19 protein-coding genes and 1 tRNA gene are annotated in these 21,933 nt (G+C 53.6%); 14 read left to right on the top strand and 6 right to left on the bottom strand.

Annotated elements, in window-relative coordinates:
- Positions 1-5 precede the first annotated feature (5 nt).
- The 7 genes from AC5Q5A_RS05180 (at position 6) to AC5Q5A_RS05210 (ending at position 8,982) form a co-directional block, all read left to right on the top strand.
- Positions 6-905, top strand: a complete 900-nt coding sequence (locus AC5Q5A_RS05180; RefSeq protein WP_493894577.1) for a LysR family transcriptional regulator ArgP — start codon at positions 6-8, stop codon at positions 903-905.
- Positions 906-1,051: 146 nt separating this feature from the next.
- Positions 1,052-2,377 (top strand): paraquat-inducible protein A, encoded by a 1,326-nt coding sequence (locus AC5Q5A_RS05185; RefSeq protein ID WP_493894578.1) that lies wholly within the window; start codon positions 1,052-1,054, stop codon positions 2,375-2,377.
- A complete protein-coding gene (locus tag AC5Q5A_RS05190) occupies positions 2,374-4,053 on the top strand; it encodes a PqiB family protein (protein WP_493894579.1) in 1,680 nt (559 codons plus the stop codon). The genes AC5Q5A_RS05185 and AC5Q5A_RS05190 overlap by 4 nt, the downstream gene beginning before the upstream one ends.
- Complete coding sequence (locus tag AC5Q5A_RS05195) at positions 4,050-4,646, top strand: PqiC family protein (protein ID WP_493894580.1); 597 nt, start codon at positions 4,050-4,052, stop codon at positions 4,644-4,646. Before AC5Q5A_RS05190 ends, AC5Q5A_RS05195 begins: the two co-directional genes overlap by 4 nt.
- 254 nt (positions 4,647-4,900) lie before the next feature.
- Positions 4,901-6,589, top strand: a complete 1,689-nt coding sequence (locus AC5Q5A_RS05200; protein WP_493894581.1) for a hypothetical protein — start codon at positions 4,901-4,903, stop codon at positions 6,587-6,589.
- Positions 6,590-6,722: 133 nt separating this feature from the next.
- On the top strand, positions 6,723-7,754 hold the full coding sequence (locus tag AC5Q5A_RS05205) for a GlxA family transcriptional regulator (protein WP_493894582.1): 1,032 nt from the start codon (positions 6,723-6,725) through the stop codon (positions 7,752-7,754).
- Between the two features lie 49 nt (positions 7,755-7,803).
- The gene (locus AC5Q5A_RS05210; protein WP_493894583.1) at positions 7,804-8,982 is read left to right on the top strand and encodes an MFS transporter; all 1,179 of its coding nucleotides are present in this window, start codon (positions 7,804-7,806) and stop codon (positions 8,980-8,982) included.
- Positions 8,983-9,139: 157 nt separating this feature from the next.
- Here the strand turns inward: AC5Q5A_RS05210 and AC5Q5A_RS05215 are convergent, their stop codons facing one another.
- A complete protein-coding gene (locus AC5Q5A_RS05215) occupies positions 9,140-9,361 on the bottom strand; it encodes a hypothetical protein (RefSeq protein WP_493894584.1) in 222 nt (73 codons plus the stop codon).
- A 282-nt stretch (positions 9,362-9,643) separates the two neighbouring features.
- On the opposite strand from AC5Q5A_RS05215, the gene AC5Q5A_RS05220 reads away from it, so the two are divergent.
- Both AC5Q5A_RS05220 and AC5Q5A_RS05225 read left to right on the top strand, forming a co-directional pair.
- Positions 9,644-9,736 (top strand) — tRNA-Ser (locus AC5Q5A_RS05220).
- A gap of 286 nt (positions 9,737-10,022) precedes the next feature.
- Positions 10,023-10,883, top strand: coding sequence for a cupin-like domain-containing protein (locus tag AC5Q5A_RS05225; protein ID WP_493894585.1), 861 nt, complete (start codon positions 10,023-10,025; stop codon positions 10,881-10,883).
- Positions 10,884-10,891: 8 nt separating this feature from the next.
- Here the strand turns inward: AC5Q5A_RS05225 and AC5Q5A_RS05230 are convergent, their stop codons facing one another.
- The gene (locus AC5Q5A_RS05230) at positions 10,892-11,704 is read right to left on the bottom strand and encodes a lysophospholipid acyltransferase family protein (RefSeq protein WP_493894586.1); all 813 of its coding nucleotides are present in this window, start codon (positions 11,702-11,704) and stop codon (positions 10,892-10,894) included.
- 65 nt (positions 11,705-11,769) lie between these two features.
- Positions 11,770-12,549, bottom strand: coding sequence for a GNAT family N-acetyltransferase (locus AC5Q5A_RS05235; protein WP_493894587.1), 780 nt, complete (start codon positions 12,547-12,549; stop codon positions 11,770-11,772).
- Positions 12,550-12,865: 316 nt separating this feature from the next.
- On the opposite strand from AC5Q5A_RS05235, the gene AC5Q5A_RS05240 reads away from it, so the two are divergent.
- A complete protein-coding gene (locus AC5Q5A_RS05240) occupies positions 12,866-13,372 on the top strand; it encodes a hypothetical protein (RefSeq protein WP_493894588.1) in 507 nt (168 codons plus the stop codon).
- A gap of 89 nt (positions 13,373-13,461) precedes the next feature.
- Here AC5Q5A_RS05240 and AC5Q5A_RS05245 read toward each other — a convergent pair whose 3' ends face one another.
- The 3 genes from AC5Q5A_RS05245 to AC5Q5A_RS05255 form a co-directional block, all read right to left on the bottom strand.
- Positions 13,462-13,704, bottom strand: a complete 243-nt coding sequence (locus tag AC5Q5A_RS05245; protein ID WP_008890752.1) for an Lrp/AsnC ligand binding domain-containing protein — start codon at positions 13,702-13,704, stop codon at positions 13,462-13,464.
- Positions 13,705-13,801: 97 nt separating this feature from the next.
- Positions 13,802-14,749 (bottom strand): carbohydrate kinase family protein, encoded by a 948-nt coding sequence (locus tag AC5Q5A_RS05250; RefSeq protein ID WP_493894589.1) that lies wholly within the window; start codon positions 14,747-14,749, stop codon positions 13,802-13,804.
- Between the two features lie 158 nt (positions 14,750-14,907).
- Positions 14,908-16,500, bottom strand: coding sequence for a bifunctional metallophosphatase/5'-nucleotidase (locus AC5Q5A_RS05255; RefSeq protein WP_493894590.1), 1,593 nt, complete (start codon positions 16,498-16,500; stop codon positions 14,908-14,910).
- A gap of 622 nt (positions 16,501-17,122) precedes the next feature.
- Between AC5Q5A_RS05255 and AC5Q5A_RS05260 the strand changes: the two genes are divergently transcribed.
- Genes AC5Q5A_RS05260 through AC5Q5A_RS05275 form a run of 4 tightly spaced genes read left to right on the top strand, consistent with a single transcriptional unit; the run spans position 17,123 to position 21,831 of the window.
- A complete protein-coding gene (locus AC5Q5A_RS05260) occupies positions 17,123-18,118 on the top strand; it encodes a BMP family lipoprotein (RefSeq protein WP_008890749.1) in 996 nt (331 codons plus the stop codon).
- 43 nt (positions 18,119-18,161) lie between these two features.
- Entirely contained in the window at positions 18,162-19,745 is a 1,584-nt protein-coding gene (locus AC5Q5A_RS05265) for an ABC transporter ATP-binding protein (protein WP_493894763.1), read from the top strand.
- Entirely contained in the window at positions 19,742-20,860 is a 1,119-nt protein-coding gene (locus tag AC5Q5A_RS05270) for an ABC transporter permease (protein WP_493894591.1), read from the top strand. Before AC5Q5A_RS05265 ends, AC5Q5A_RS05270 begins: the two co-directional genes overlap by 4 nt.
- The gene (locus AC5Q5A_RS05275; RefSeq protein ID WP_493894764.1) at positions 20,860-21,831 is read left to right on the top strand and encodes an ABC transporter permease; all 972 of its coding nucleotides are present in this window, start codon (positions 20,860-20,862) and stop codon (positions 21,829-21,831) included. Before AC5Q5A_RS05270 ends, AC5Q5A_RS05275 begins: the two co-directional genes overlap by 1 nt.
- The last annotated feature ends 102 nt before the right edge of the window (positions 21,832-21,933 follow it).

Genomic DNA, 21,933 nt, shown 5'->3' on the forward strand with positions numbered 1-21,933 from the left:
TGGTAATGCTCGATTATAAATTGGTTGAGGCCTGTGCGGAGGTTATCCGTTTCGGAAGCTTTGAGAAGGCGGCGCGGGCACTGGGACTGACCCAGTCTGCGATATCCCAGCGGGTCAAGCTGATGGAGGAGCGACTTGGTCAGCCAGTGTTGGTGCGCGCCAAGCCGATTGTCCCGACCGTGGCAGGCCAAAGGTTGCTTGCGCATTATCAGAGTGTCCGACTGCTTGAACAGGATCTTGGGGCGGAACTTCCCGAGGTGCGCGCCGAGGGCGAATTTGGTCAGGTAACGCTTGCGGTTAATGCCGACAGTCTGGCGACCTGGTTTGTCGATGTGCCCAAGATGCTGTTTGAGAATCTTGGGGTTCTGGTGCATTTGGTCGTCGATGATGAATCGCTTAATCATCAATCCTTGCAGGAAGGAAACGTGCTGGGTGCGGTTAGTTTGCGCGATACACCCATTCAGGGATGTCGGGTACGGCCGCTGGGCTCCATGCGTTACTTTATGGTGGTTTCACCAGAATTTCAGGAACGCTATTTCGAGGATGGCGTAACTGCGGATGCCTTGCGCGCCTGTCCGGCGGTGAATTTTTCCGAACATGATGAGCTGCAAAATCAGTTCCTTCATCAATATTTTGGACTTAACGCAGGGGAATTCCCCGCCCACACTGTTCCAAGTTCACAGGGCTTCGTGACCCTTGCCGAACAGGGCGTTGCCTATGCCGTTGTCGAACAGCATCAGGCGGAAGAGGGGCTTCGTACCGGAAAGCTGATTCGGCCGTGTCCGTTTGAAATTGATCGCCCATTATATTGGCACCATAAAACCATCAACAGTCGGCTTCTTGATCGGGTCAACGACATCGTCCTGTCTGAGGCGCGCCGTCATCTGCCGGAAATTCCGCAGTAAAATCATGCCTCTCTGAACATTGTTTTGTCTTATTTGCCAAGGACATTCACCACAGCCAAGTGACCCGATTTGACTTGCATGCAAAAGTGTCGCTTACTTTGATGTGCGAACCAGTCCGTATAACGGATTGTAAAAACAGGAAAACAATGTCTCATCGACTGATCGCCTGTGAAAATTGCGACTATCTCCATGTCGAGGAAGAAATCCCGACGGGCAGTGTCGCATATTGCGTTCGCTGTGGATCACCGTTGTACCGCGCGGCACAGGTGCGCTTTGACAAACCGTTGGCGCTGGCTGTCACGGCCTTTCTGTTGTTCTTGATTGCCAACAGCTACCCGGTTTTGACCTTTGCAATGGAAGGCCGGGTTGAAACCAACACACTGAGCAGTGGTGTGCTGACGTTCTGGCGCGAAGGGTTTCCGTTTTTGGCCATTATGGTCGCCGTCACATCTGTACTGGCACCGCTTGTCCTGATTCTGGCGCACATCTATGTATTGTTGCCGATCAGCTTGAACCGGCAAGTGCCCGGCATGCAGCAAGTCTGGCGCATTCTGGCGATCATCCGGCCCTGGTCGATGCTCGATGTCTTCCTGATCGGGTTGCTGGTGGCTTTGACCAAGCTGACGGATTTTGCTGACGTCATTGCCGGTCCTGCATTTTTTGCGATCTGCTGTCTGATCCCGACAGTTCTTCTGATGAATATCACGCTTGATCCACGCTACGTTTGGCGGCGGTTGGCACCGGCAAACCTGCGTTATCCGACATCTGAAGATATTGGCAACCAACAAGGTTCAGATCAGCAAGACAGAATACTTTTGACCTGTCACACATGCTCCATGGTTGTTCTGGGCGGCGGGCATGAAAATGTGCGTTGCCCGCGTTGTGGTGCGATGGTGCATCACCGAAAGCCGCGCAGCCTGTCGCGTTCTTGGGCTTTGTTGCTGGCTGCTGTCATTTTGTATGTGCCGGCAAATGTCTTTCCGATCATGACCGTGACGTATCTTGGCCGGGCAGAGGCAGACACAATACTTTCCGGGGTCAGCGCGCTCGTCCGGGCCGGGGAGTGGCCAATTGCCATCGTTGTCTTCACCGCAAGCATTCTGGTGCCAATCATCAAAATCCTGCTGTTGGGATGGGTTTATATTGCGACCGCCTTGGGGTTGTCTGGTCCACTCAAGGAGCGCACATTGATTTATCGTATTACGGAGCTGATCGGGCGATGGTCGATGGTTGATGTGTTTATGGTCTCGATCCTTGCAGCACTGGTGAAACTTGGAAATATCGCAACAGTTCAACCCGGTTTCGGGGCTGTGGCATTTTGTGGGGTGGTTATTTTGACAATGCTGTCGGCCATGGCCTTTGATCCGCGTTTGATTTGGGATCGCGCCGGTATGCAAACGGTCAAACGACCAGGATTGGCAAGTGTGAAGACAGATCATGACCGCGTTGAAAATCAGGGGATTCCGTCATGAGTGACGCGAAAAGTACAGAACCGGATCAACAGCCGGAAAAGCCCGACATCCGGACAGGTTGGGGCCGTTTTTCAATTATCTGGCTGGTGCCACTGGTGGCCTTGATCGTCGGTGGTTGGCTGTTGTGGCGTGATATCGTCTCAAAGGGGCCTGAAATCACCGTTACGTTTGAAGCGGCCGAAGGTCTGTCTGCCGGTAAGACAGCTGTACGTTATCGCGATGTCGATGTCGGTCAGGTAACAGCCATAAATCTTGCCGACGATATGGAACATGTTGTTCTGACGATCCGGATGAACGCAGATTTCAGCGATTACCTGACAGATAAAACGCGGTTCTGGGTTGTGCGCCCACGCGTGAGTGCGCGCGGTATTACCGGCTTGGAAACCATTGTTTCCGGCGCCTACATTGAAGTAATACCAGACAAGTCCGGGGAAAAGGCACGCCAATTTGTTGGCGAGGAAGAGCCGCAATTTATACCTGATGAAGAAAACGGCACGCGTTTTGTCCTGACCGCAGAAGAACTTGGTTCCTTGGGCGAGGGGACACCGGTCCTGCTGCGCGGGATCGAGGTCGGAGAGGTGCTTGATACCGAACTGGATGCCAATGCGGATGGTGTTTCAATCCCTATATTTATCCGCAAACCTTTCGATGCGCTTGTTAAACGGCAAACCAGATTTTGGGATTCAAGCGGGATTGCGCTTGATCTGAATGCCGAAGGCTTTTCTGTGCGTGCACAGTCTGTTCGCTCTGTTTTGGCGGGCGGGATCAACTTTTATACGCCGCCCGCAAATGAAAACGACGAAATGGCGACCGCGGATACGGTATTCCGCCTGCATGAAAGCCTTGAGAAAGCCGAGCTGCTTGCTGAGGGATACAGCCAGCGCTACATGCTTTATTTCGACTCTTCGGTTCGCGGGCTTTCGCGCGGTGCGCCTGTGGAATTCAATGGTATCCGTGTCGGGACAGTCGAAAGTGTCGACCTGGAATATGTCGTCACACAGCACGCCTTCCGTGTGCCGGTTGAAGTCACACTTGAACCCGAACGGGTAAGCATCGTCGGTGGGCGCCTGGGGGATGTCGACCCGCAGGAAACCATTGAAACCCTGATTGATAATGGCCTGCGTGCCCGCCTCAAGACAGGAAGTTTCATTACAGGTCAGTTGTTTGTCGATCTGTCCATGCATCCGGTTTCCCCGGCGCGCTATCTTGGCAATCAAGAGGGCAATTTACCGGAACTTCCGACATTGCCGCAAAAGTTGGACGAAATTGCCAATTCGCTAACCAGTCTTCTTGAAAAGGTCGAAACTTTCCCGATTGAAGAAATCGGAATTCGCCTGCTTGGGACCGTGGAGGGCATGGAGAATATCGTCACGTCGCCAGCATTAAATAACGGGATGATCAGCCTGCAACAGGCCGCAGCGGGCATTAATACGCTTGTCACCAATCTGGATGCGAGCGTGTTACCTGCAACCCAGACCGCACTGGATGCAGCGCGTGAGGCACTTGGCGGTGTTCGCGATGTCACCGCGCCAACATCACCTGTGCGATACAACCTTGAACAAGCCCTGAAAGAACTCGGCGCGACGGCGCGTTCCCTGCGTGAACTGACCGATTTCCTCGAACAGAACCCGAGTGCCCTTATCCTTGGCAAAAGCGGCCCGGAGGAGAATAAATGATGCGACAGACAGTCCGAAAAATGATCTCCAGATGGGGGGTGCTGCTGGTCGCACCACTTTTGGCCGCTTGCGCGTCACCCTCGGTTCCTGACCAGTATTATTTGCTGTCACCAATGGTGCAGCCGGTGTCGCCAGCATCCGGTGAAACGACGGTCATTGGTGTCGGGCCGGTGACAATTCCGAGCTATCTCGACCGATCGACGATCGTCACGCGCAGTGCCGCCAATCGGCCGGAGGTCAATTCCGGATACCGCTGGGCCGAACCGCTGGGCGAGAACATCAATCGTGTTCTTATGGATAACCTCGACAGGACTGGGGTTGCAGCGCGGTTGGAAGTCTTTCCGTGGAATTCACGGGATATGGTGGAATGGCAGGTGGTTGTCGATATCGACCGTTTTGAACGGCAGGCCGATGGCAATGTTAATCTGACAGCACGCTGGAAGCTCGTGCATTTCCAAAGTGGGGAAATCGTCGCAGCAGCCAAGTATGACAAGGTCAGCACACCAGCCGATCAAACACTCGATAACGCCGTTATCGCCATGAGCAGTCTGCTGGCCGATTTGACTGCCGAAATTGCGGCCCGGATACCGTGATTCGTCGCAAAAGGACGGTTGAGGGACCAATACGCAGTTTGATTTTCAGAATTTCCCAGCTCCAAGGGCTGGGGAATTCAGGAAATTCTAAAAAAATACCCGAAAGTATATAAAACATCTGCATCGAACTATTGTTTTAGGAACCCGAATAGCAGTATAAGTAAGAATAAATATAAAAATTGGGACACGCGCCTGACTAGTTAAACGGCAGACTTATGCCGCCCAAACAGGAAGTTAGGGAGCCAGAGCGCGTCATGTCGGATACGACATTTGAAGTTATGGTCCAGCGTGGGGATCGCTGGATAATCCATTCGACATTTGATGTCGAACAGGAGGCGGTTACAGAAGCTGAAAAGCTTGTGAAAACCAAGATCTCTGCCGTGCGCGTTATTCGTAACTGGGAACGCGGCGACGGTCGTCATATTGAAAAGGTACTTCTCGAAAAACAAGGTGCGGGCGAGGACCAGGACGATGACGTTCGGGTAACCTCCATCGACGAAGCGCCGTTGTGCGAGACGGATAACGACCTTTTGCAGAAAGAAAGCCGCGCGACCATCAACCGGTTGCTGCGCAAATATTTCGAACAGGAAATCCTTACGCCTTGCGAGGTAATGTACAATTACCAGAACCTGCGCAAGTTGATGTTCCATGACACCTTGATGCCGACAGCGGTTGACAAGGTTGCCGGGCTTCATGCCAAGGCGACTGACGGCGATCACATTGAGGCGATGAACAACCTTCATGGCGCGATTGAGCAGCTTTCTGCGCGCGCCCGCGAAGTTGAAAAAGTCGATCTGCCGGCATTCGAAGACGCCACCATTTCGGAAGTGCGTGACGAAATCCGGCGCCTCAACCTTGCGGAAGATACCGACTTCCTGACCATGGTCGCGCTGACGCGCGTACTGTCCTCGACCCGTAACTGGGTCGGGAAGCTTGACCTCGCGCTCAAGGTCAAGGGCGATGAAAAGGACGAAGCCGCCCGCAAGATGATTGATGACGTGATCGCCGATATTCTCGGTTCTCCCGTCGCACTCAAGGAACTGCTTGGCGGTTCCCGCAGCTTTGGCGAAGCGGTGACCCTGCACATTGATCTTGCACTTGGCCGCGCAAAGGGCAATCGCGGTGCTGCCGATGACATTCTGGAACTTCTGAACCCGCTGTTTGGGTCTGGTCTTTTGGCCAACAGTCAGGAAGCGATGTTTGATTACATCGTTCGCGAACTGCGCAGTGCCAATAACCTGCAACGCCACGAAAGCGATCCGGATCCGCTCGACGGGATCCTTGAACGTCTGATCACAGAGCAGGGCGTGATTTATGGCACGCCCATGGTCAGCGCGATTGCCGAACGTGGTGCTCGGTTGCGCAATGTTGGCGGCCCAAGGGCCCTGATCGAAGGTGTTGCAGAAATCAACAGTCGCCTGATCCCCAACTTCCGGAAGCTGACCTGGCTTATCGCGGTTGCCAACAGTGGGATTGTCGAAGACTTTGCCGATGAACTCTATGAAATGATGCGCGACGCTGTCGGTGATATGCGTGCTTTGCGCGCGTTCTGTGAGCCGGACGCCAAGCCACGCGACAAAATGGCGACCGTCAAACATATGAATGACGTGCTTGCGGCATCAAACGTTCCTGATGAGCAGAAGGCGGAAATCGGCGCCAAGCTTGATGACGGGCTGGCAGAGTATCTTGTCCGCGAGAAGGTGATTGAACGCATTGATAATCCGAGCCTGCATTTGCGCAAACGCGCCTATATGCTGGTTCAATTCTGTTCAAGCGGTGTTCTAATTGAGGGCAAATCGGCTGCCATGGCCCGTAAAAGGGTCGTCGGGTATCTGAAACAGCCCAACTTTACCGACAAATTGGTCGATGACATCAAGGACATGACGACCAAGGAAGGCACGATCCGCGATTTCTATGCATTGTTGCAACGAAGCGGGTTCTGACCCGAAGACATCCTTTTGGCGTTGAATGATCAAAACACCCCATGAAAGCCGGTTGGCGAGATTCGTGGGGTGTTTGTCATTGTTGCCACATTCGGGATTGGGCATGATGTATCTCTGACAAGGAGCTAGGATGATGTCCAACTCGCCCCACACCCCGAAATTAGTCGCCTGCCATGCCTTTGATGGTGTCATGAGCCTTGATGTCATCGGACCGCTTCAGGTGTTCGGCTCGGCAAATGACGAGCTTTCCGCGCTGGGACGGCCACAAGGATACGAAGGGATCGTTGTCGCCGGGGCGAGTGGGCCGGTACGCACATCTTGCGGCGTGCGAATATATGCCGATATGGCGTGGCGTGACCTTGATCTGGACACGGTCGATACTCTGCTGGTGCCAGGTGGTGTCGGTGTTCTGACGGAATGCAAAGAACCGCAAATCCTTGATTGGGTCAGAAAGGCCGAAGGTATCGTGCCACGGCTAGGCTCGATCTGTTCAGGTGCACTTATTCTGGCCGAGGCCGGGGTGCTTGATGGCAAAATGGCGACAACCCACTGGTCGCGTTGCGAACAAATGGCACGGGATTACCCGGCAATCCAAATGATGGGCGATCGGCTGCACAGCTATGATCCAGCGGGCCTCGATGGCGATCCGCATGTTTTCACATCAGCTGGCGTCACCGCCGGGATTGATCTGGCACTGGCACTCGTCGAAGCGGATTTTGGGCGTGCCTTGGCCTTATCCGTTGCGCGCAGGCTTGTGATGTTCCTCAAACGGCCCGGCGGGCAGGCGCAGTTCAGTGCCTATCTGATCCCTGAAACAGGCGCCACAGCACGGCTTGCAAATCTGCTTGAATGGTTGCCCGGCAATATCGCCAAGGATTTGTCGCTTGAAACGCTTGCCGAACGTGCGGGTATGACGCCGCGCACTTTTTCACGGGTGTTTGCGCGTGATCTGGGGATGAGCCCGGCGCGTTATGTCGAACGGGTTCGGGTAGAAGCCGCCCGTGCGCTGTTACAGGACGAAGCCCTTGCGATTGGACAGGTTGCCGAGTTGTGCGGCTTCCGGCATCCGGAAACGCTGCGCCGGGCGTTTCAGCGCCATCTTTCTGTCAGCCCCCAGGAATATGCGGAGCGTTTTGCCCGCAAATCATTAGTCACCGCAAACTAGCGATGGTTTGACGGCTTTCATCACAGTTTGAATTTCAGGAGTTGGGAACATGTTGTTGCTGACCAATGGATCATTGCGTCTTCTTTTCTTCGCACAGGCGCTGTATTGGTCCTGTTCACTGATCGGCATTACCCTGACATCGCTTGTCGGTGTATCGCTTGCCCCCGCGCCATCCATGGCAACTTTGCCACTTGGAATGCTTATGGTCGGCAATCTCGTATCTGTTCATCCGCTTGCCATGTTGATGCAGCGTCGTGGACGACGTGTTGGGTTGTTTGTCGGGACACTCTTTGGAGTTTTGGGGGGCCTGATTGTGGCTTACGGTATTTATATCGGATCGTTCTGGCTGGTCACGCTTGCCGCCGCACTGATTGGCACCTATCAGGCGTCTGCTATGTATTATCGTTACGCGGCGTTGGAAACTGTCGCGCCATCCGAAAAGGGGCGTGCTGCCGCCCTTGTTTTGGGTGGGGGTGTTGTTGCCGCGCTGATTGCCCCTGAGATTGCTGTTGCCAGCCAAGGCATGTTCCCGGTTCCGTTTGCCGGGGCCTACGTGGCACTGGCAGGTCTGGCGGCCTTGGGCGCGTCCTTGATGATCATGTTGCCAGACGGTGGCATTCCGCAACGTGCCGGGTCGAGCAGGGCGGTTATGTCCGATCTGTTGCGCCGCCCAGTCATTCGCGGCGCAATCGCCATCAGTGCCGCCGGGCAGGGGATTATGGTCTTGGTCATGACAGCGACGCCGCTTGCGATGAAATATTGTGGTTTTGATGTGGATGTTTCGGCCAACGTGATCCGCTGGCATTTGATCGGGATGTTCTTGCCGGCGTTCGTGGCCGGGCCAATGATCGACCGGTTTGGGCCACGCCGGGTCGCATCATTCGGGGTGTTTGCGCTGGTAACAAGTGTTGGCGTTGCCGTTTCGGGCATTTCGGTTGCCGCTTTTCTGATCAGTTCGTTCCTTCTGGGGATTGGCTGGAACATGATGCTGCTGGCGGGAACAACGATGCTGGGCGAGGGGCATGATGCGGCGGAACGCGGGCATGCTCAAAGCCTGATGGAGCTTGGCAACAGTGGGACAGCGACAGTCGCGTCAATTGCAAGCGGGGCATTGATCGCCGGTGCAGGTTGGAGCCTGATCAACTTTGGTGTGTTGCCGGTTTTGGTCATTGCATTGATTTTGATGTGGCGGGGATATGCCGCAAAGCAAGCAACCGCCAGCACTTGAAGCCAAAAGAAACCGCCGGTCAAGACGACCGGCGGTGAAGTTGCAGGGCGAACGGGGATCGTCGCCCCGGCGCGACTGAAATCGCTTGCATACCGAGCCGTTCGTGATGGACGCGAACGGGTCAGGTGCATGTGTAAAGGCAATAAAAAACCGGCCATCAGGCCGGTTGGGATACCAAACTTGTCGCGTTGCCTGCGACGAATTCCTTGATCTTCTGCAAAACGAAATCGCGTGAACTGTTTTCGGGGGTACGGAACAGGACTTCTCGGTCCTGAATGACCAGCCCCATGTAAACAGGGTCGTTATGACCTTCCTTGGTCATCTTGAGGGCGCGAAGGGTATGACCGAGATCATCCGTGCTTTGATAGATCGTACGCATTTTTCTCCAACCAGCATTTACGTCAAAAGACAGTGAAAAACCAATCGACCACACCGTTATGACAGCTGTTTTTTTCTGTCCGATGACAGCCATGTGATGGTTTGAAGACTCTTTTCCCAATCAACCGGGAAATGCAGTAAGCAATGCAGGCAAAAAGCTGCTGGTTTTATTTGGCAGGACTGTTAAAAAGAAAACGACCTTAACGCCGGTTTCGGGCATTGACATGCGCCATGGCGATGTTTAAGAAAGGCGTCGTTCCGCAGGGAACACCAAGGACATAAAGGGCAAGTGGCCGAGTGGCTGAAGGCGCTCCCCTGCTAAGGGAGTATAGGGTCAAAAGCCCTATCGAGGGTTCGAATCCCTCCTTGCCCGCCAGAGATTAAAGCACCCCAAAAGGGTGCTTTTTTCGTTTCAAGCCCGCGCATTTGGGCCGTGGCCGACGCGATTGATCATGGTGAGGCCACATCCGTTCCCAAATCACGTTCGCTCATCGCAAGAGATCAAAAATTACAACTGTTTAGTACATAGTGCCACCAGCGCAGCCAGCTTGATTTCGCCTGTTTCCTATGATCTATCTGAAAAGCTCCAAGCCGAAGGTGGAACAGAAAAAAGGCTTGAGCGTTCTGGTGTGCAGCAAAACAAGAAAACAGACGGGGCCGGAATGACGAGCCAGTTAAGCTATCTGAGCATTGATCGCCGAGATGATCTGAGCAGAGAAGAGTTTATTGACCAGTATCTTAAGCCCAAACGTCCCGTCATCATGCGCAGTTTCGCCGCAAACTGGCCTGCATTGGAAAAATGGTCTTATGACTACCTGAAGCAGGGCTGTGGCGATGTCGAGGTGCCGCTGTATAGCGAGGCATTTGCGAACTCGGACAACGACTATCTCGATTCAACCCAAAGCATGCCCTTTGGCGAATATCTTGATCTTATTCAGGCGGGGCCGACACCGCTTCGCATGTTTTTGTTCAATGTGTTCAAGCATATGCCGCAACTGCGCGAGGATTTTTCATATCCTGATCTGGGCGTCACGTTCCTGAAAAATCATCCATTCCTGTTTGTTGGTGGTCAGGACGCCTATGTCGATATTCATTACGACCTTGATCACAGTCATGTTTTCCTGACGCAGATGACCGGCACCAAACGTGTGATCCTGTATGGAAGCGAAAACGGACGTCACCTGTATCAGCATCCGCTGACTGTTTCGTGCAACATCGATTTTCGAAACCCGGATCTGGAACGCTATCCCAAGCTTAAGGATATTCACGGTTATGAATGCATTCTGGAGCCCGGCGATACCATCTTTATCCCCAGCCGCTGGTGGCATTTCATCGAATACAGCACGGCTGGCATCAGCCTGACATTGCGCGCCTTGCCTGAAACCTGGCCTGCGCGTGCGGCGGGTCTTGCCAGCATCTTCAAGCTTAAGGTCATTGACCAGTATCTCGGTAAGATGATTGGCGAAAAGAAGTGGTATCAGATGAAGGAAGACTGGGCACACGCCCGTGCGCGTAAGGTGTGAGGCAGGCCTCAAGCCTTTTTCAGGATGATGTCATAGCCGTTTTGAACCCCGGCATGGGCCCATCGGGTCAGTTCCTTGCGGTTGTCAAATTCGGATACCGGACGGCTTGGACTGAAATGGACTTTGACGGTACAGCCCGACGTTGCCATGAACCGCCAGAAATGGAAGGCAAGGGTGGTGTCGTCAAACCAAGGGTAAAGAACCGTTTCCGGTTCTGGCGAAGATCCACTCGCGCTGTTTTTCAAACATAAAACTGTTATCGGCTGAACGTGGCAAACTTCAGCGATCTTTTCGTCAAACACAAATTCCATCAGCGACGATTTGAACGGCAGGACGACACTGCCATCCGTACTTGTCCCTTCGGCAAACAGAACCAGCCGACGGTCGGGCAGGATCTTGTCGCGCAGGATCTTGATCTGTTCGTGGGATTTGATGGCCCGACGTTCAACGAAAATGGTTTGGCAACAGCGCGCAAGGAACCCGATCCCGGGCCAACTGCGAACTTCGGACTTGGCGATGAAATTAACGGTGAACAGCGCATTGATCACCGGAATGTCGAGGTAAGACGTATGGTTCCCCAGCAGCAGCAAAGGAAGGGTTTCGCTTGGCGATCCGGTGACTTCGACCTTGATGCCGGTGATCTTCCGGGCACCAAGATGCCAGATGCGGACAATCTGGGAACTGGCCCGGAGCTTAAGACCTTCAAGGATCAGGAAAGGGATCAGCATCGCAAACAGCCACACCATCAGCGTCGTGAATTTGAGCCCTGCCTTCACGTGCTGTGCTGGTGTGATCGGTGCAGTGATGTGGGGTGTTGCCATCTGGTCCAAAGCGCTTGAAAACCCTTGTTTGACGTCACGGATGTTTCTTTTAACAGTAATCGCACTCACGCGTTTAGAGGTGTGAGATCAAGGCGATCAGCCTGCTTTTTGTAGAATCTATAGTATTGATCTGGGACCTTGGCGACATCGACCGTAATCAATACATCAAGCGTCTTGAAATCGGGATCAAGTGCGACGCCATCGCCAACAACGCCACCCAGCGACAAGTAGGCTTTGATCAAGGGTGGCAATTTCGCAAGGGCCTCGTCCGGATCAATGTCGTCTTTTGCCATGCGTTCCATCGACTGATAATCGAGTGCGCGTGCAATATGAGGTTCATCATCCAATCGGTAGTGATGCAGGTATGACAGTTCGTAGGCGATCTTGTCGATATCGGTGGCATGGAAGCTTGCGCAGCCGAACAAATAGCGAACGTCATGATTGAAAATCAGCTTGGTGATACCGCGCCACAGAAGCTGAATGGCCTTGCCATCGCGATAGTCCTTGTGAACACAGGACCGGCCGACTTCCATGCAGTTGTCTTTCACGGCGTCAAGCAGGGGAATGGAGAACTCTTCCTGCGCGATGTATGACAGATCTGCGGGTTTCTGTTGCGAAAGCAGCAATCTGGTGGTGGCGATGACTTTCTTGTCATTTTCATTATCCACGACCAGCAGGTGTTCGCAGAACGCGTCGAATTTATCGCTATCAAGGCCGGCCGAGTGTTGCTCGGTCATGGCTTTGGCGTGAAATTCGCCAAAGAAGACCTCAAAGCGAAGTTCTTGCGCCGCTTTCAGGTCTTCTTTGGTCTTGGCAAGATGAACAGAAAATCTACCGGATGCCATATTGGAAATTAATTCTGTTGTTCTAATGAAACTTGGTTGCCGTCGCTTTCCGCGATGACAGAGTGATTTGTATCACATAATGAACTGTCTATGAAAACAATATGATAGCGTTAAATTGACCAGTGTTTTCGGGTCAACACCGTCGCGGATTGAAAAGCCCAAGGCGTATTGATGACAAGGTCAAATGCGTCATCTGGTATTGCCGTGATTTGCACTGTGACCAATCCAGAAAAATATTTTCTGCTGTATGGCATAAAGGTGGCCGGTGAAACGTTATCCTTAATGGGCTTGTCGCAATTTTGGGCAAAGTCCCCACATGAGTTTGGATGTTTTCACGATGACAGAGGTCGCCATGCCGTTCACAACCAGCTGGCTCAAATCAATTACGACCGGTTTTGTTCTTGTCGGTGCCAGTCTTGCCCTGACAACACCTGTACAGTCACATCCGGCCAATCAGGAGCATGATCACACTGTCGTCGAACTTGCCCAAGGCGGCGGTATTTTCAGTGATGAAGAACGGCGCATTATTCGCGATGTGCTTGATATTGCGACCGGGCAGACTGATCAAGATAGCGACAAAAAGAACAAGGGTAACAAGGGAAAAGGCAACAAAGGCTTGCCGCCCGGTATTGCCATGAAGCTTGAGCGCGGCGGCACCTTGCCGCCCGGCATTGCCAAACGCGATTTGCCCGATAACCTGATTTCACGGCTTCCTGCGCGCACGGACGGTGCGCTGCGTCAGATCGTTGGCGACGATGTCGTGCTGATCGAAAAGGGGACCGAGATCATTCTTGATGTGATCCGGGATGTTGCCAGGAACTAAGTGGCATTGCTTGCATCGGACAGAAAGAAAGCGGCGCCTGATTGGCGCCGCTTTTGGTTCTACAAGCTTGTTTTTCGGCCGTTTGCTCTTCAGGTGAAGGCGTTAAAAGTAATGATGGTCTGGGTATCCTTGATATGAGGCAGCTTGTGGATATATTCATTCACATAGCGCCCAATATCCTGTCCGTCATCAATATATACCTTGACCAACAATTCAAACGGGCCGGAGATGGAATAGACTTCGGAAACGCCTTCGACTTCTTCAACAAGCGCTGCTGCGACGTCATAGGCTTTGCCAAGTTCACATTTCACAAAGATGAAAAATGGATGCATCGGATCGGCTCCGGTTTGATGTTGAATTCAGAACAAGCTACCTGCGTTGCATGATCCATGCAATCATCAAGCAGGATCTTGGTATGGCCCCTTTGGGTCAAAGGACCTTGCTTTCGGCCTTTGCTGCGCGTTCTGTGACCGCGTCCAGCGTCAGATCCCAAACAGTGGTGCCCTCGGTTTCTGCCGTCAGGCTTGCCATGGCAAGGCCCGATGCCATTGCATCGTCAAAGCTTGTATGCGGTTTCGAGTAAGCCGACAGAAAACCGGAATAGAAGGCATCACCCGCACCATTGACGTCCTTGACCTTGGTGGGCAACGGATGCCAGAACGCCGTCCCTGATGCCGACGAGGACACAACCCCTTGGGCACCAAGCGTGATCACGACATCCGGGATACCCTTGCCGCGCAAAAGCTCGACCGCGACTTTCGCCTGCGCAAGATCGTTGATCTCGATACCCGTCAGGATGCGTGTTTCAGCACGGTTGGCAATCAGCAGGTCCAGCTTATCAAGTACCGGCTTGAACCGTACTGCCTTGCTGGGCGAAACGGTAGCTGCGCACAATTTTGTCGTCTGTTTGTTTTCGGCAAGCCACATGATGCTTTCGGTTGGCAGGTTCGCATCAACCAACCACCAGGGCCGTGCCAGAAGGTTTGCCAGATGCGGTTCAAGGCGATCAATGGTCAGCAGGTCATAGACCTCGGCATTCATCATGCCGAGCGCAAGTTCGCCGGTTTCATCAAGAAGGGCCGTGTAACCGGCCGTTGCCATGCCACTGATCTTCATCAGATGGCGGGTATCGATCCCAAGTTCGGACAACGCCTCGATCACTTGATCGCCATCCCCGTCATCCCCGACAGCGCCCAGCATTGCGACATTATTGCCCAGAAGCCGCAGATGCACCGCAATGTTGCGGCTGACACCGCCAGGTTTGCGATGCAAGGTCCGAACCGGGTTCGAGGCAGCGGGGACAAAAGTCTCGGTACATTGCAGGGTGCGGTCGAAATGGGCGGCACCAAAGCAAAGAATGTTGGCATTAGGCGTCATAGAGAACGGGTGCTCTTTGTCGTGGGACGTCACGCAGGTGACGGTCATGTGCTGTAAGCGATGTTGATAAGCCTCAAGCGCGCATGAAGGCAAGGAAAACAAAAAAGGCAGTCCGTAACGGACTGCCTTTCGGTCGCTTGATCACGCAGAAAACCTGTTTATTTCAGGTTGATGCGACCCTTGGTAGTCGGGGTCAGTGGCGAGTTAAGCCCAATATAGTCGGCAACAGCCTGTTCAAGGTTCGGTCCGAAGTCATAAACATCTTCGGCATTATCCCGGAACAGGGCGTAGCCATCACCGCCATTGCGCATGAAGTCGTTGGAAACAACGCCATACATTTTGCCGGTCTCGATCGGTACGAAGCCGTTGCCATCAGCAACCATGACGTTTGAAACACGCGATCCGGCAGGTTGCGAAAGATCAAGGTCAAATTTCAGGCCCGCAACCTGCGGAAACTGACCTTTGCCTTCCTCGACAAGCGATACACCATGTTCAAGCGACGCAACGATATCCGCACCGGAAAGCTTGAAGGTTGCCAAGGCGTTCTGGAACGGAAGAACCGTCAGGACTTCACCCATGGTAACCGTGCCTTCATCGATGCTTGCACGCACACCGCCGCCATTCTGAATGGCGATCTGATAGTCATCACCAGCTTTCCAAAGCATCGCATCAGCAACCAACGAACCCATGGAACATTCCATCTTGCGGCAGATTTCGCGCGATCCATCTGCAGGTGCTGTGAAGCTGCCGACTTCAAGGGTGCGAACGGCATCAACCTGACCGCTGGCCTCTGCTATAACGGCAAGAACGTCCTCGGCCGGCTTGATGCTGGCATCAAGGGCAATCGGATCCCCCGACCATGCTGTTGCCACACCGGCATCATCAAATGTGACGTTCAGGTCGCCGAGGTAACGGCTGTAGGCATATGCCTGGACGATCAGAACAGGTTTGCCATCGGCACCATTTTTGACGACCGGGTAGGGATGGGATGCCTTGTCATCACTGTTGGAAAACAGAAGATGATCATGACCGCCGACAATCACGTCAACACCAGTGACATCGCTGACATAGTCAAAATCGGCGTATGAGCCCGAATGGCTGAGAGCGACAATTTTGTTGATGCCCTGGGCGGTCAAACGATCAACTGAGCTTTGCAGTGATTGCGCAAGGTCGTTGAACTTGACGTTCGGACCAGCACTTGAAATGTCGGCCGTTTCCGGCGTTGTCAGCCCGACGATACCAATGCGTTCACCACCAACCGTGATGATGGTTTCAGGTTTGATCAGTTCGTTAAGACCATCCGTGGTGGCTTCGATGTTGGCCGACAAAATGGGGGTAAGGCTTTTTTTGATGAAGCTTGCCAGGACGTCCGGGCCGTCATCAAACTCATGGTTGCCAACCGCCATTGCGTCATAATTAACAAGGTTCATCAGCTTAGCCGTCAGCGAACCCTTGTAGGTCGAATAGTAAAGGGACCCCTGGAACTGATCACCTGCATCGACAACCAGAACGTTGCCGCCTTCGGCACGGGCGTCACGAATGGCCGTGGCAAGACGGCCGTAGCCGCCAAAGCACTTGCCTTCGGCTTCATCCTCCGCACTGCAGGTATTATTGTATTTTGTGACCGATTCAACGCGGTCATGGACGTCATTGGTATGGATCAGACGCAAATCGTAATCGGCCAACGCGCTTCCCGCACCAAGGCTGAGCATGGTGCAGGCCGACAGCAGCCCTGCAATTGTTCTTTTCATTCCTGTTCTCCAACAATAATCCACCCTTCCTGTCCCGATCGGGAGGGAAAGTATGAAAACGCAAATCTGTGGGTCGGAAAATCTTTGCCCCACGGAATGCTAGCACCAAACTTTCGCGAACGGTATGTCCGGTTGTTGACGGTGTGGTTAAAATTACACATCGGTTGTGGTCGTAGGTCCGCACCGGTTCATTTATGTCGGGAAGAATCGGAAACGCACCAATTTCAGTCATTCGAGGTTCAATGGTCCCGATTTGATGCCATTTACGCGCATCGACAAAGATAAATTACCATGCAGAAAAGGGTGGTTCAGGTTTGAGCCTGATCGGCTCGAAACTAAGGGAAACCCCGCAGATATGCGATTTGAAGTTCCGGTTGTAGTGCATTAGTGCTGACCAAGTGGACAGGTCTGTGCAACGTGTTGCGTGCTCAGCTATTTACAGGGCACTATATTTTGTAGTTACCATGAGCATTCGCAGCATGCCAAACCGCGCTGCATTGGTCCTCGACCAACGCCGCTTTGCCTATGTTGCGAGACATGTGTTTTCGATGAGGGAGTTCCGCCAAACAAGATGGGCATTGGCGGAAAGATAATCAGAATTCAAACAAAGAAGGGCATCGGAATGAAAAAGCTTCTGACCTCGGTGGTCGCGGCTGTTGCTTGCTATGCAGGCGTTGCTTCGGCTGCAGAAATCAATCCGGCTGTGGTTTACGATCTTGGTGGTCGTTTTGACCGCTCATTCAACCAAGCGGCATACACGGGTGCCGAGAAGTACAAGGAAGATACCGGTACTGAGTATCGTGACTTCGAAATCCAGAACGATTCACAGCGCGAGCAGGCAATGCGCAACTTTGCGCGCCGCGGCATGAATCCGATTGTTGCGATTGGTTTTTCCCAGGCTTCTGCACTTGAAAAAGTCGCTAAAGAATTCCCTGAAACCAAATTTACCATTGTTGACATGGTTGTAGACCTGCCGAACGTTCAGTCGGTGGTTTTCAAGGAACATGAAGGTTCGTTCCTTGTCGGTGTTCTGGCGGCTATGGCATCTGAAACCGGCAAGGTCGGTTTCGTCGGTGGTATGGACATTCCGCTGATCCGCAAATTCGCCTGCGGCTACGCACAGGGCGTAAAATATTCGAACGGTGACGCCGAAGTTTTCCAGAACATGACCGGCACCACCGGTGCTGCCTGGAACGATCCGGTAAAGGGTGGTGAACTTGCAAAATCGCAGTTCGACCGCGGTGCGGATGTTGTTTACCATGCTGCAGGTGGTACTGGCGTTGGTGTGCTTCAGGCTGCTGCAGATGCCGGTAAACTCGGCATTGGTGTGGACTCCAACCAGAACGGCCTGCATCCGGGTTCGGTTCTGACGTCTATGCTGAAACGCGTTGACGTTGCTGTTTACGAAGCGTTCGAGGCTGCTGCCAACGATACCTGGGAGCCGGGCCTGACCATTCTGGGTCTTGCAGAAGGCGGCGTTGATTGGGCACTTGATGAAAACAACGAAAGCCTGATCACCGACGAGATGAAAGCAGCCGTTGCCGAGGCCAAGGAAGCAATCATTTCCGGTAACCTTGAAGTACACGATTACATGAGCGATAGCGCCTGCCCAATGTAAGGCAGACGTCAAAGCAAATCGGGGATTTGTCGTGTCGGATACGATGCATCAAATGCACGGCGCCGGGGAAACCGGTGCCGTGCAACCCGCTATTGAACTGCGCGGTATAGACAAGCGGTTCGGTGCGGTACATGCCAATAAAGAAATCGACCTTAAGGTCGACAAAGGAACTATCCACGGAATCGTGGGCGAAAATGGGGCTGGTAAATCGACCCTGATGAGTATTCTGTACGGCTTTTATCAGGCCGATGCAGGAACCATTCACGTCGATGGCAAGCTCTGTGAAATCAACGGATCAGAAGACGCGATTGCGGTCGGGATTGGGATGGTTCACCAGCATTTCATGTTGGTTGAGACGTTCTCGGTGCTCGAAAACGTTATTCTTGGCGTCGAAGGCGGTGCTGTTCTGCGCGATGGTGTGCAAAAGGCACGCGAAGAACTCAAGCGTCTTGAACGCGAATATTCGCTCAATATCGATCCGGATGCCATCGTGGGTGATCTGTCGGTCGGGCTCCAGCAACGTGTGGAAATCCTGAAAGCCCTCTATCGCGGGGCGGAAATTCTTATTCTGGATGAGCCGACCGGTGTTTTGACACCGCAGGAAGCAGATCACCTTTTCAGAATTCTTGATACCCTGAAAGAGCAGGGCAAGACGGTTGTTCTGATTACCCACAAACTGCGCGAAATCATGGCCGCAACGGACGATGTTTCCGTCATGCGCCAGGGCGCAATGGTGGCGCATCGCAAAACAGCCGAAACCAGCCCGGAAGAACTGTCGGAATTAATGGTCGGCCGTAAGGTATTGCTACGCCTTGAAAAAGGTGAAGCCAAACCGGCTGAGACCGTGCTGAAAGTCGATAATCTTTGCGTTGATAATGCGCAGGGCGTTCGCAAGGTCAAAAATGCGACCTTTACCGTGCGCGCAGGCGAAATTGTCGGCATTGCCGGGGTTTCTGGCAACGGGCAAAGCGAACTGCTTGAAGCGCTTGGTGGAATCAGGTCTGCCAGCGAAGGGACCGTTGAGCTAAACGGGCAGGATGTAACGCCCGGCAAAGGGGTCGATGCCGCGGAGCTGCGTCGTCGTGGTGTCGCGCATGTGCCCGAGGATCGCCATCGCATGGCAATGGTCACGGCCTTTTCGGCCAAAGAGGCAGCCATTCTTGGTTATGAAGATGATCCTGCCTATCAAAAGGGCGGGCTTCTGGATTGGGATGCTATTTCAGCTGCCACAGCCAATATGATGTCGGAATTTGACGTTCGTCCGGACAATCCGGATTTGAAAGCAGCCAATTTCTCCGGCGGTAATCAGCAAAAGCTTGTTCTGGCGCGTGAAATCATGCGTGACCCGGAATTGCTTCTGGTGGGGCAGCCGACCCGTGGTGTCGATATAGGTGCCATTGAATTCATTCACAAACGTATTGTCGCCATGCGGGATGCAGGCAAAGCCGTCCTTTTGGTGTCAGTGGAGCTTGACGAGATTATGTCGCTTGCCGACCGCATTCTGGTGATGTGCGATGGTGCCATCATTGGTGAAGTTGCCGCGTCCGAGGCCAACGAACGCGTGCTTGGTTTGATGATGGCGGGCGTCGACCCCAATGAAGCCAAGGCAGCGGAGGGGCAGGCATGAGCAAAACTGTCGAACTGCCGCGCTGGATTGATGTGGGCGCGTTGCCTTTGCTGAATCTGCTGCTTGCCCTTGTTGTGTCCGGGCTTGTGGTTCTGGCGATTGGTGAAAACCCGGTTCAAGTGGTTGAAATCCTGCTTTATGGCGCGTTTGGCTATGAGGAGGCATGGGGTTATACGCTTTATTACACCACCAACTTCATCTTTACCGGCCTTGCCTTTGCCGTCGCGTTCCATTGCGGCCTGTTTAACATCGGCGCCGAAGGGCAGGCCTATATCGGTGGCCTTGGTGTGACGTTGGCAGCCCTTTATCTCGATTTCCTGCCATTCCCGATCATGTTGGTTGTGGCGATGTTGGCGGCGATGATTTTTGGCGCGGCGTGGGCGTATATCCCGGCCTACTTGCAGGCGCGGCGCGGATCGCACGTCGTGATCACGACGATCATGTTCAACTTCATCGCCTCATCGCTGATGGTGTATCTGTTGGTAAATGTGCTTCGTCCGGAGGGCTCGATGACGCCTGAAAGCGAACAGATCGCCGAGCATTTGCGATTGCCATTTATTCATGACATTGCAGCCGCGCTTGGCATTGAGATGGCGTCAAGCCCACTGAACCTGTCATTTGTTTATGCGATCGTCATCAGCGTCATGGTCTGGCTGTTTATCTGGCACACCCGTTGGGGCTATGCCATCCGGACAGTCGGTGCCAATGCTGTGGCGGCAACCTATGCCGGGCTTGAACCCGGGCGGTTTATTATCATCGCGATGATGATCTCAGGTGCTCTGTCATCCTTTGTGGCGCTAAATGAAGTCATGGGTGTTCAGCACCGCCTGCTGATTGATTTTACCGCCGGGTATGGCTTTGTCGGCATCGCTGTGGCGCTGATGGGGCGCAACCATCCATTTGGCATATTCCTTGCGGCATTGTTGTTTGGGATGCTCTATCAGGGCGGGGCGGAGCTTTCATTTGAAATTCCGACCATCTCGAATGACATGGTTGTGGTTATTCAGGGGCTTGTCATCCTGTTTACCGGGGCGATGGAACACATGTTCCGTCCGCGCGTGACAAAGATCTATACAGCCTGGCGTCTGCGCCAGGATGCCGGGGAGGCCGCATGATGGATACATTTCAGCTGATTATCCTGTTGCTTGATGCAACGCTGCGGACCTCGACACCGCTTATTCTCGCGGCCCTTGCGGGCATGTTTTCCGAACGGTCCGGGACGATTAACCTTGCCCTTGAAGGCATGATGCTGGGCGGTGCATTTTCGGCTGCTGCGGTTGCCTTCTATGTCGGAAGCCCGTGGGTCGGGCTTCTGGCCGCGATTGCAACCACGATTGCGCTTTCGCTTCTGCATGGGTTTGCCTGCATCACGCACAAGGGCAACCAGGTGGTTTCGGGCATGGCGATCAATATCCTGATGTCGGGTCTGACCGCCCTTGTCGGGATTGCACTTTTCGCACAGGGCGGCAAAACGCCAGCACTTGATAAAGGATCGCGTTTCCAGCCGATCACGTTCCCGGGGGCCGACGCCGTTCAGGACGTTCCGGTTCTGGGCCTGATTTATTCGGAACTGCTGAGCGGTCATAACATTCTGGTTTATGTCGCCTTCCTTGCCGTTCCGGCAGCCTGGTGGGTGATGTATCGCACCCGGTTTGGCTTGCGTCTGCGCGCGGTTGGCGAAAACCCAGGGGCTGTTGATACGGCGGGTATTGGCGTTGTTGCGATGCGCTATCGCGCCGTGATTTGCAGTGGTGTGCTTGTTGGCATGTCAGGCGCCTATCTTTCGACTGCGCAAGGCGCATCCTTCCTGCAAGACATGACCGCAGGCAAAGGCTATATCGCGCTGGCGGCCATGGTGTTTGGCAAGTGGCGCCCGTTTCCGGCATTGGCAGCTTGCCTGTTGTTTGGCTTCCTTGATGCCGCAGCCACACGTTTGCAGGGTGTTATTCTGCCCGGTATCGGCGAAGTTCCGGTCCAATTGGTGCAGGCATTGCCATACATCCTGACGGTCATTCTTCTGGCCGGGTTCATTGGCCGGGCCATTCCGCCAAAGGCACTTGGTCGGGCATACGTCAAGGAACGCTAAGCTTTTCGTGGTTCGGGTCTCGGCCTATGATACAGGCAGTCCCGAACCACTTTTCCAAAAATGTGCGCTTTGGTCAGGCGCGATAGGTAATCAAAACAGGAT

Source organism: Thalassospira sp. CA1, assembly GCF_059052855.1.

What these genes read in the sequence shown, in the direction of transcription:
- AC5Q5A_RS05205 (WP_493894582.1), top strand. Translation starts at nt 6,723, where the DNA reads ATGTCCAACTCGCCCCACACCCCGAAATTAGTCGCCTGCCATGCCTTT.
- AC5Q5A_RS05275 (WP_493894764.1), top strand. Translation starts at nt 20,860, where the DNA reads ATGGATACATTTCAGCTGATTATCCTGTTGCTTGATGCAACGCTGCGG.
- AC5Q5A_RS05235 (WP_493894587.1), bottom strand. Translation starts at nt 12,549, where the DNA reads ATGGCATCCGGTAGATTTTCTGTTCATCTTGCCAAGACCAAAGAAGAC.
- AC5Q5A_RS05250 (WP_493894589.1), bottom strand. Translation starts at nt 14,749, where the DNA reads ATGACGCCTAATGCCAACATTCTTTGCTTTGGTGCCGCCCATTTCGAC.
- AC5Q5A_RS05180 (WP_493894577.1), top strand. Translation starts at nt 6, where the DNA reads ATGCTCGATTATAAATTGGTTGAGGCCTGTGCGGAGGTTATCCGTTTC.
- AC5Q5A_RS05200 (WP_493894581.1), top strand. Translation starts at nt 4,901, where the DNA reads ATGTCGGATACGACATTTGAAGTTATGGTCCAGCGTGGGGATCGCTGG.
- AC5Q5A_RS05185 (WP_493894578.1), top strand. Translation starts at nt 1,052, where the DNA reads ATGTCTCATCGACTGATCGCCTGTGAAAATTGCGACTATCTCCATGTC.
- AC5Q5A_RS05245 (WP_008890752.1), bottom strand. Translation starts at nt 13,704, where the DNA reads ATGCATCCATTTTTCATCTTTGTGAAATGTGAACTTGGCAAAGCCTAT.
- AC5Q5A_RS05225 (WP_493894585.1), top strand. Translation starts at nt 10,023, where the DNA reads ATGACGAGCCAGTTAAGCTATCTGAGCATTGATCGCCGAGATGATCTG.
- AC5Q5A_RS05255 (WP_493894590.1), bottom strand. Translation starts at nt 16,500, where the DNA reads ATGAAAAGAACAATTGCAGGGCTGCTGTCGGCCTGCACCATGCTCAGC.
- AC5Q5A_RS05210 (WP_493894583.1), top strand. Translation starts at nt 7,804, where the DNA reads ATGTTGTTGCTGACCAATGGATCATTGCGTCTTCTTTTCTTCGCACAG.
- AC5Q5A_RS05260 (WP_008890749.1), top strand. Translation starts at nt 17,123, where the DNA reads ATGAAAAAGCTTCTGACCTCGGTGGTCGCGGCTGTTGCTTGCTATGCA.
- AC5Q5A_RS05190 (WP_493894579.1), top strand. Translation starts at nt 2,374, where the DNA reads ATGAGTGACGCGAAAAGTACAGAACCGGATCAACAGCCGGAAAAGCCC.
- AC5Q5A_RS05270 (WP_493894591.1), top strand. Translation starts at nt 19,742, where the DNA reads ATGAGCAAAACTGTCGAACTGCCGCGCTGGATTGATGTGGGCGCGTTG.
- AC5Q5A_RS05265 (WP_493894763.1), top strand. Translation starts at nt 18,162, where the DNA reads ATGCATCAAATGCACGGCGCCGGGGAAACCGGTGCCGTGCAACCCGCT.
- AC5Q5A_RS05240 (WP_493894588.1), top strand. Translation starts at nt 12,866, where the DNA reads ATGAGTTTGGATGTTTTCACGATGACAGAGGTCGCCATGCCGTTCACA.
- AC5Q5A_RS05230 (WP_493894586.1), bottom strand. Translation starts at nt 11,704, where the DNA reads ATGGCAACACCCCACATCACTGCACCGATCACACCAGCACAGCACGTG.
- AC5Q5A_RS05195 (WP_493894580.1), top strand. Translation starts at nt 4,050, where the DNA reads ATGATGCGACAGACAGTCCGAAAAATGATCTCCAGATGGGGGGTGCTG.
- AC5Q5A_RS05215 (WP_493894584.1), bottom strand. Translation starts at nt 9,361, where the DNA reads ATGCGTACGATCTATCAAAGCACGGATGATCTCGGTCATACCCTTCGC.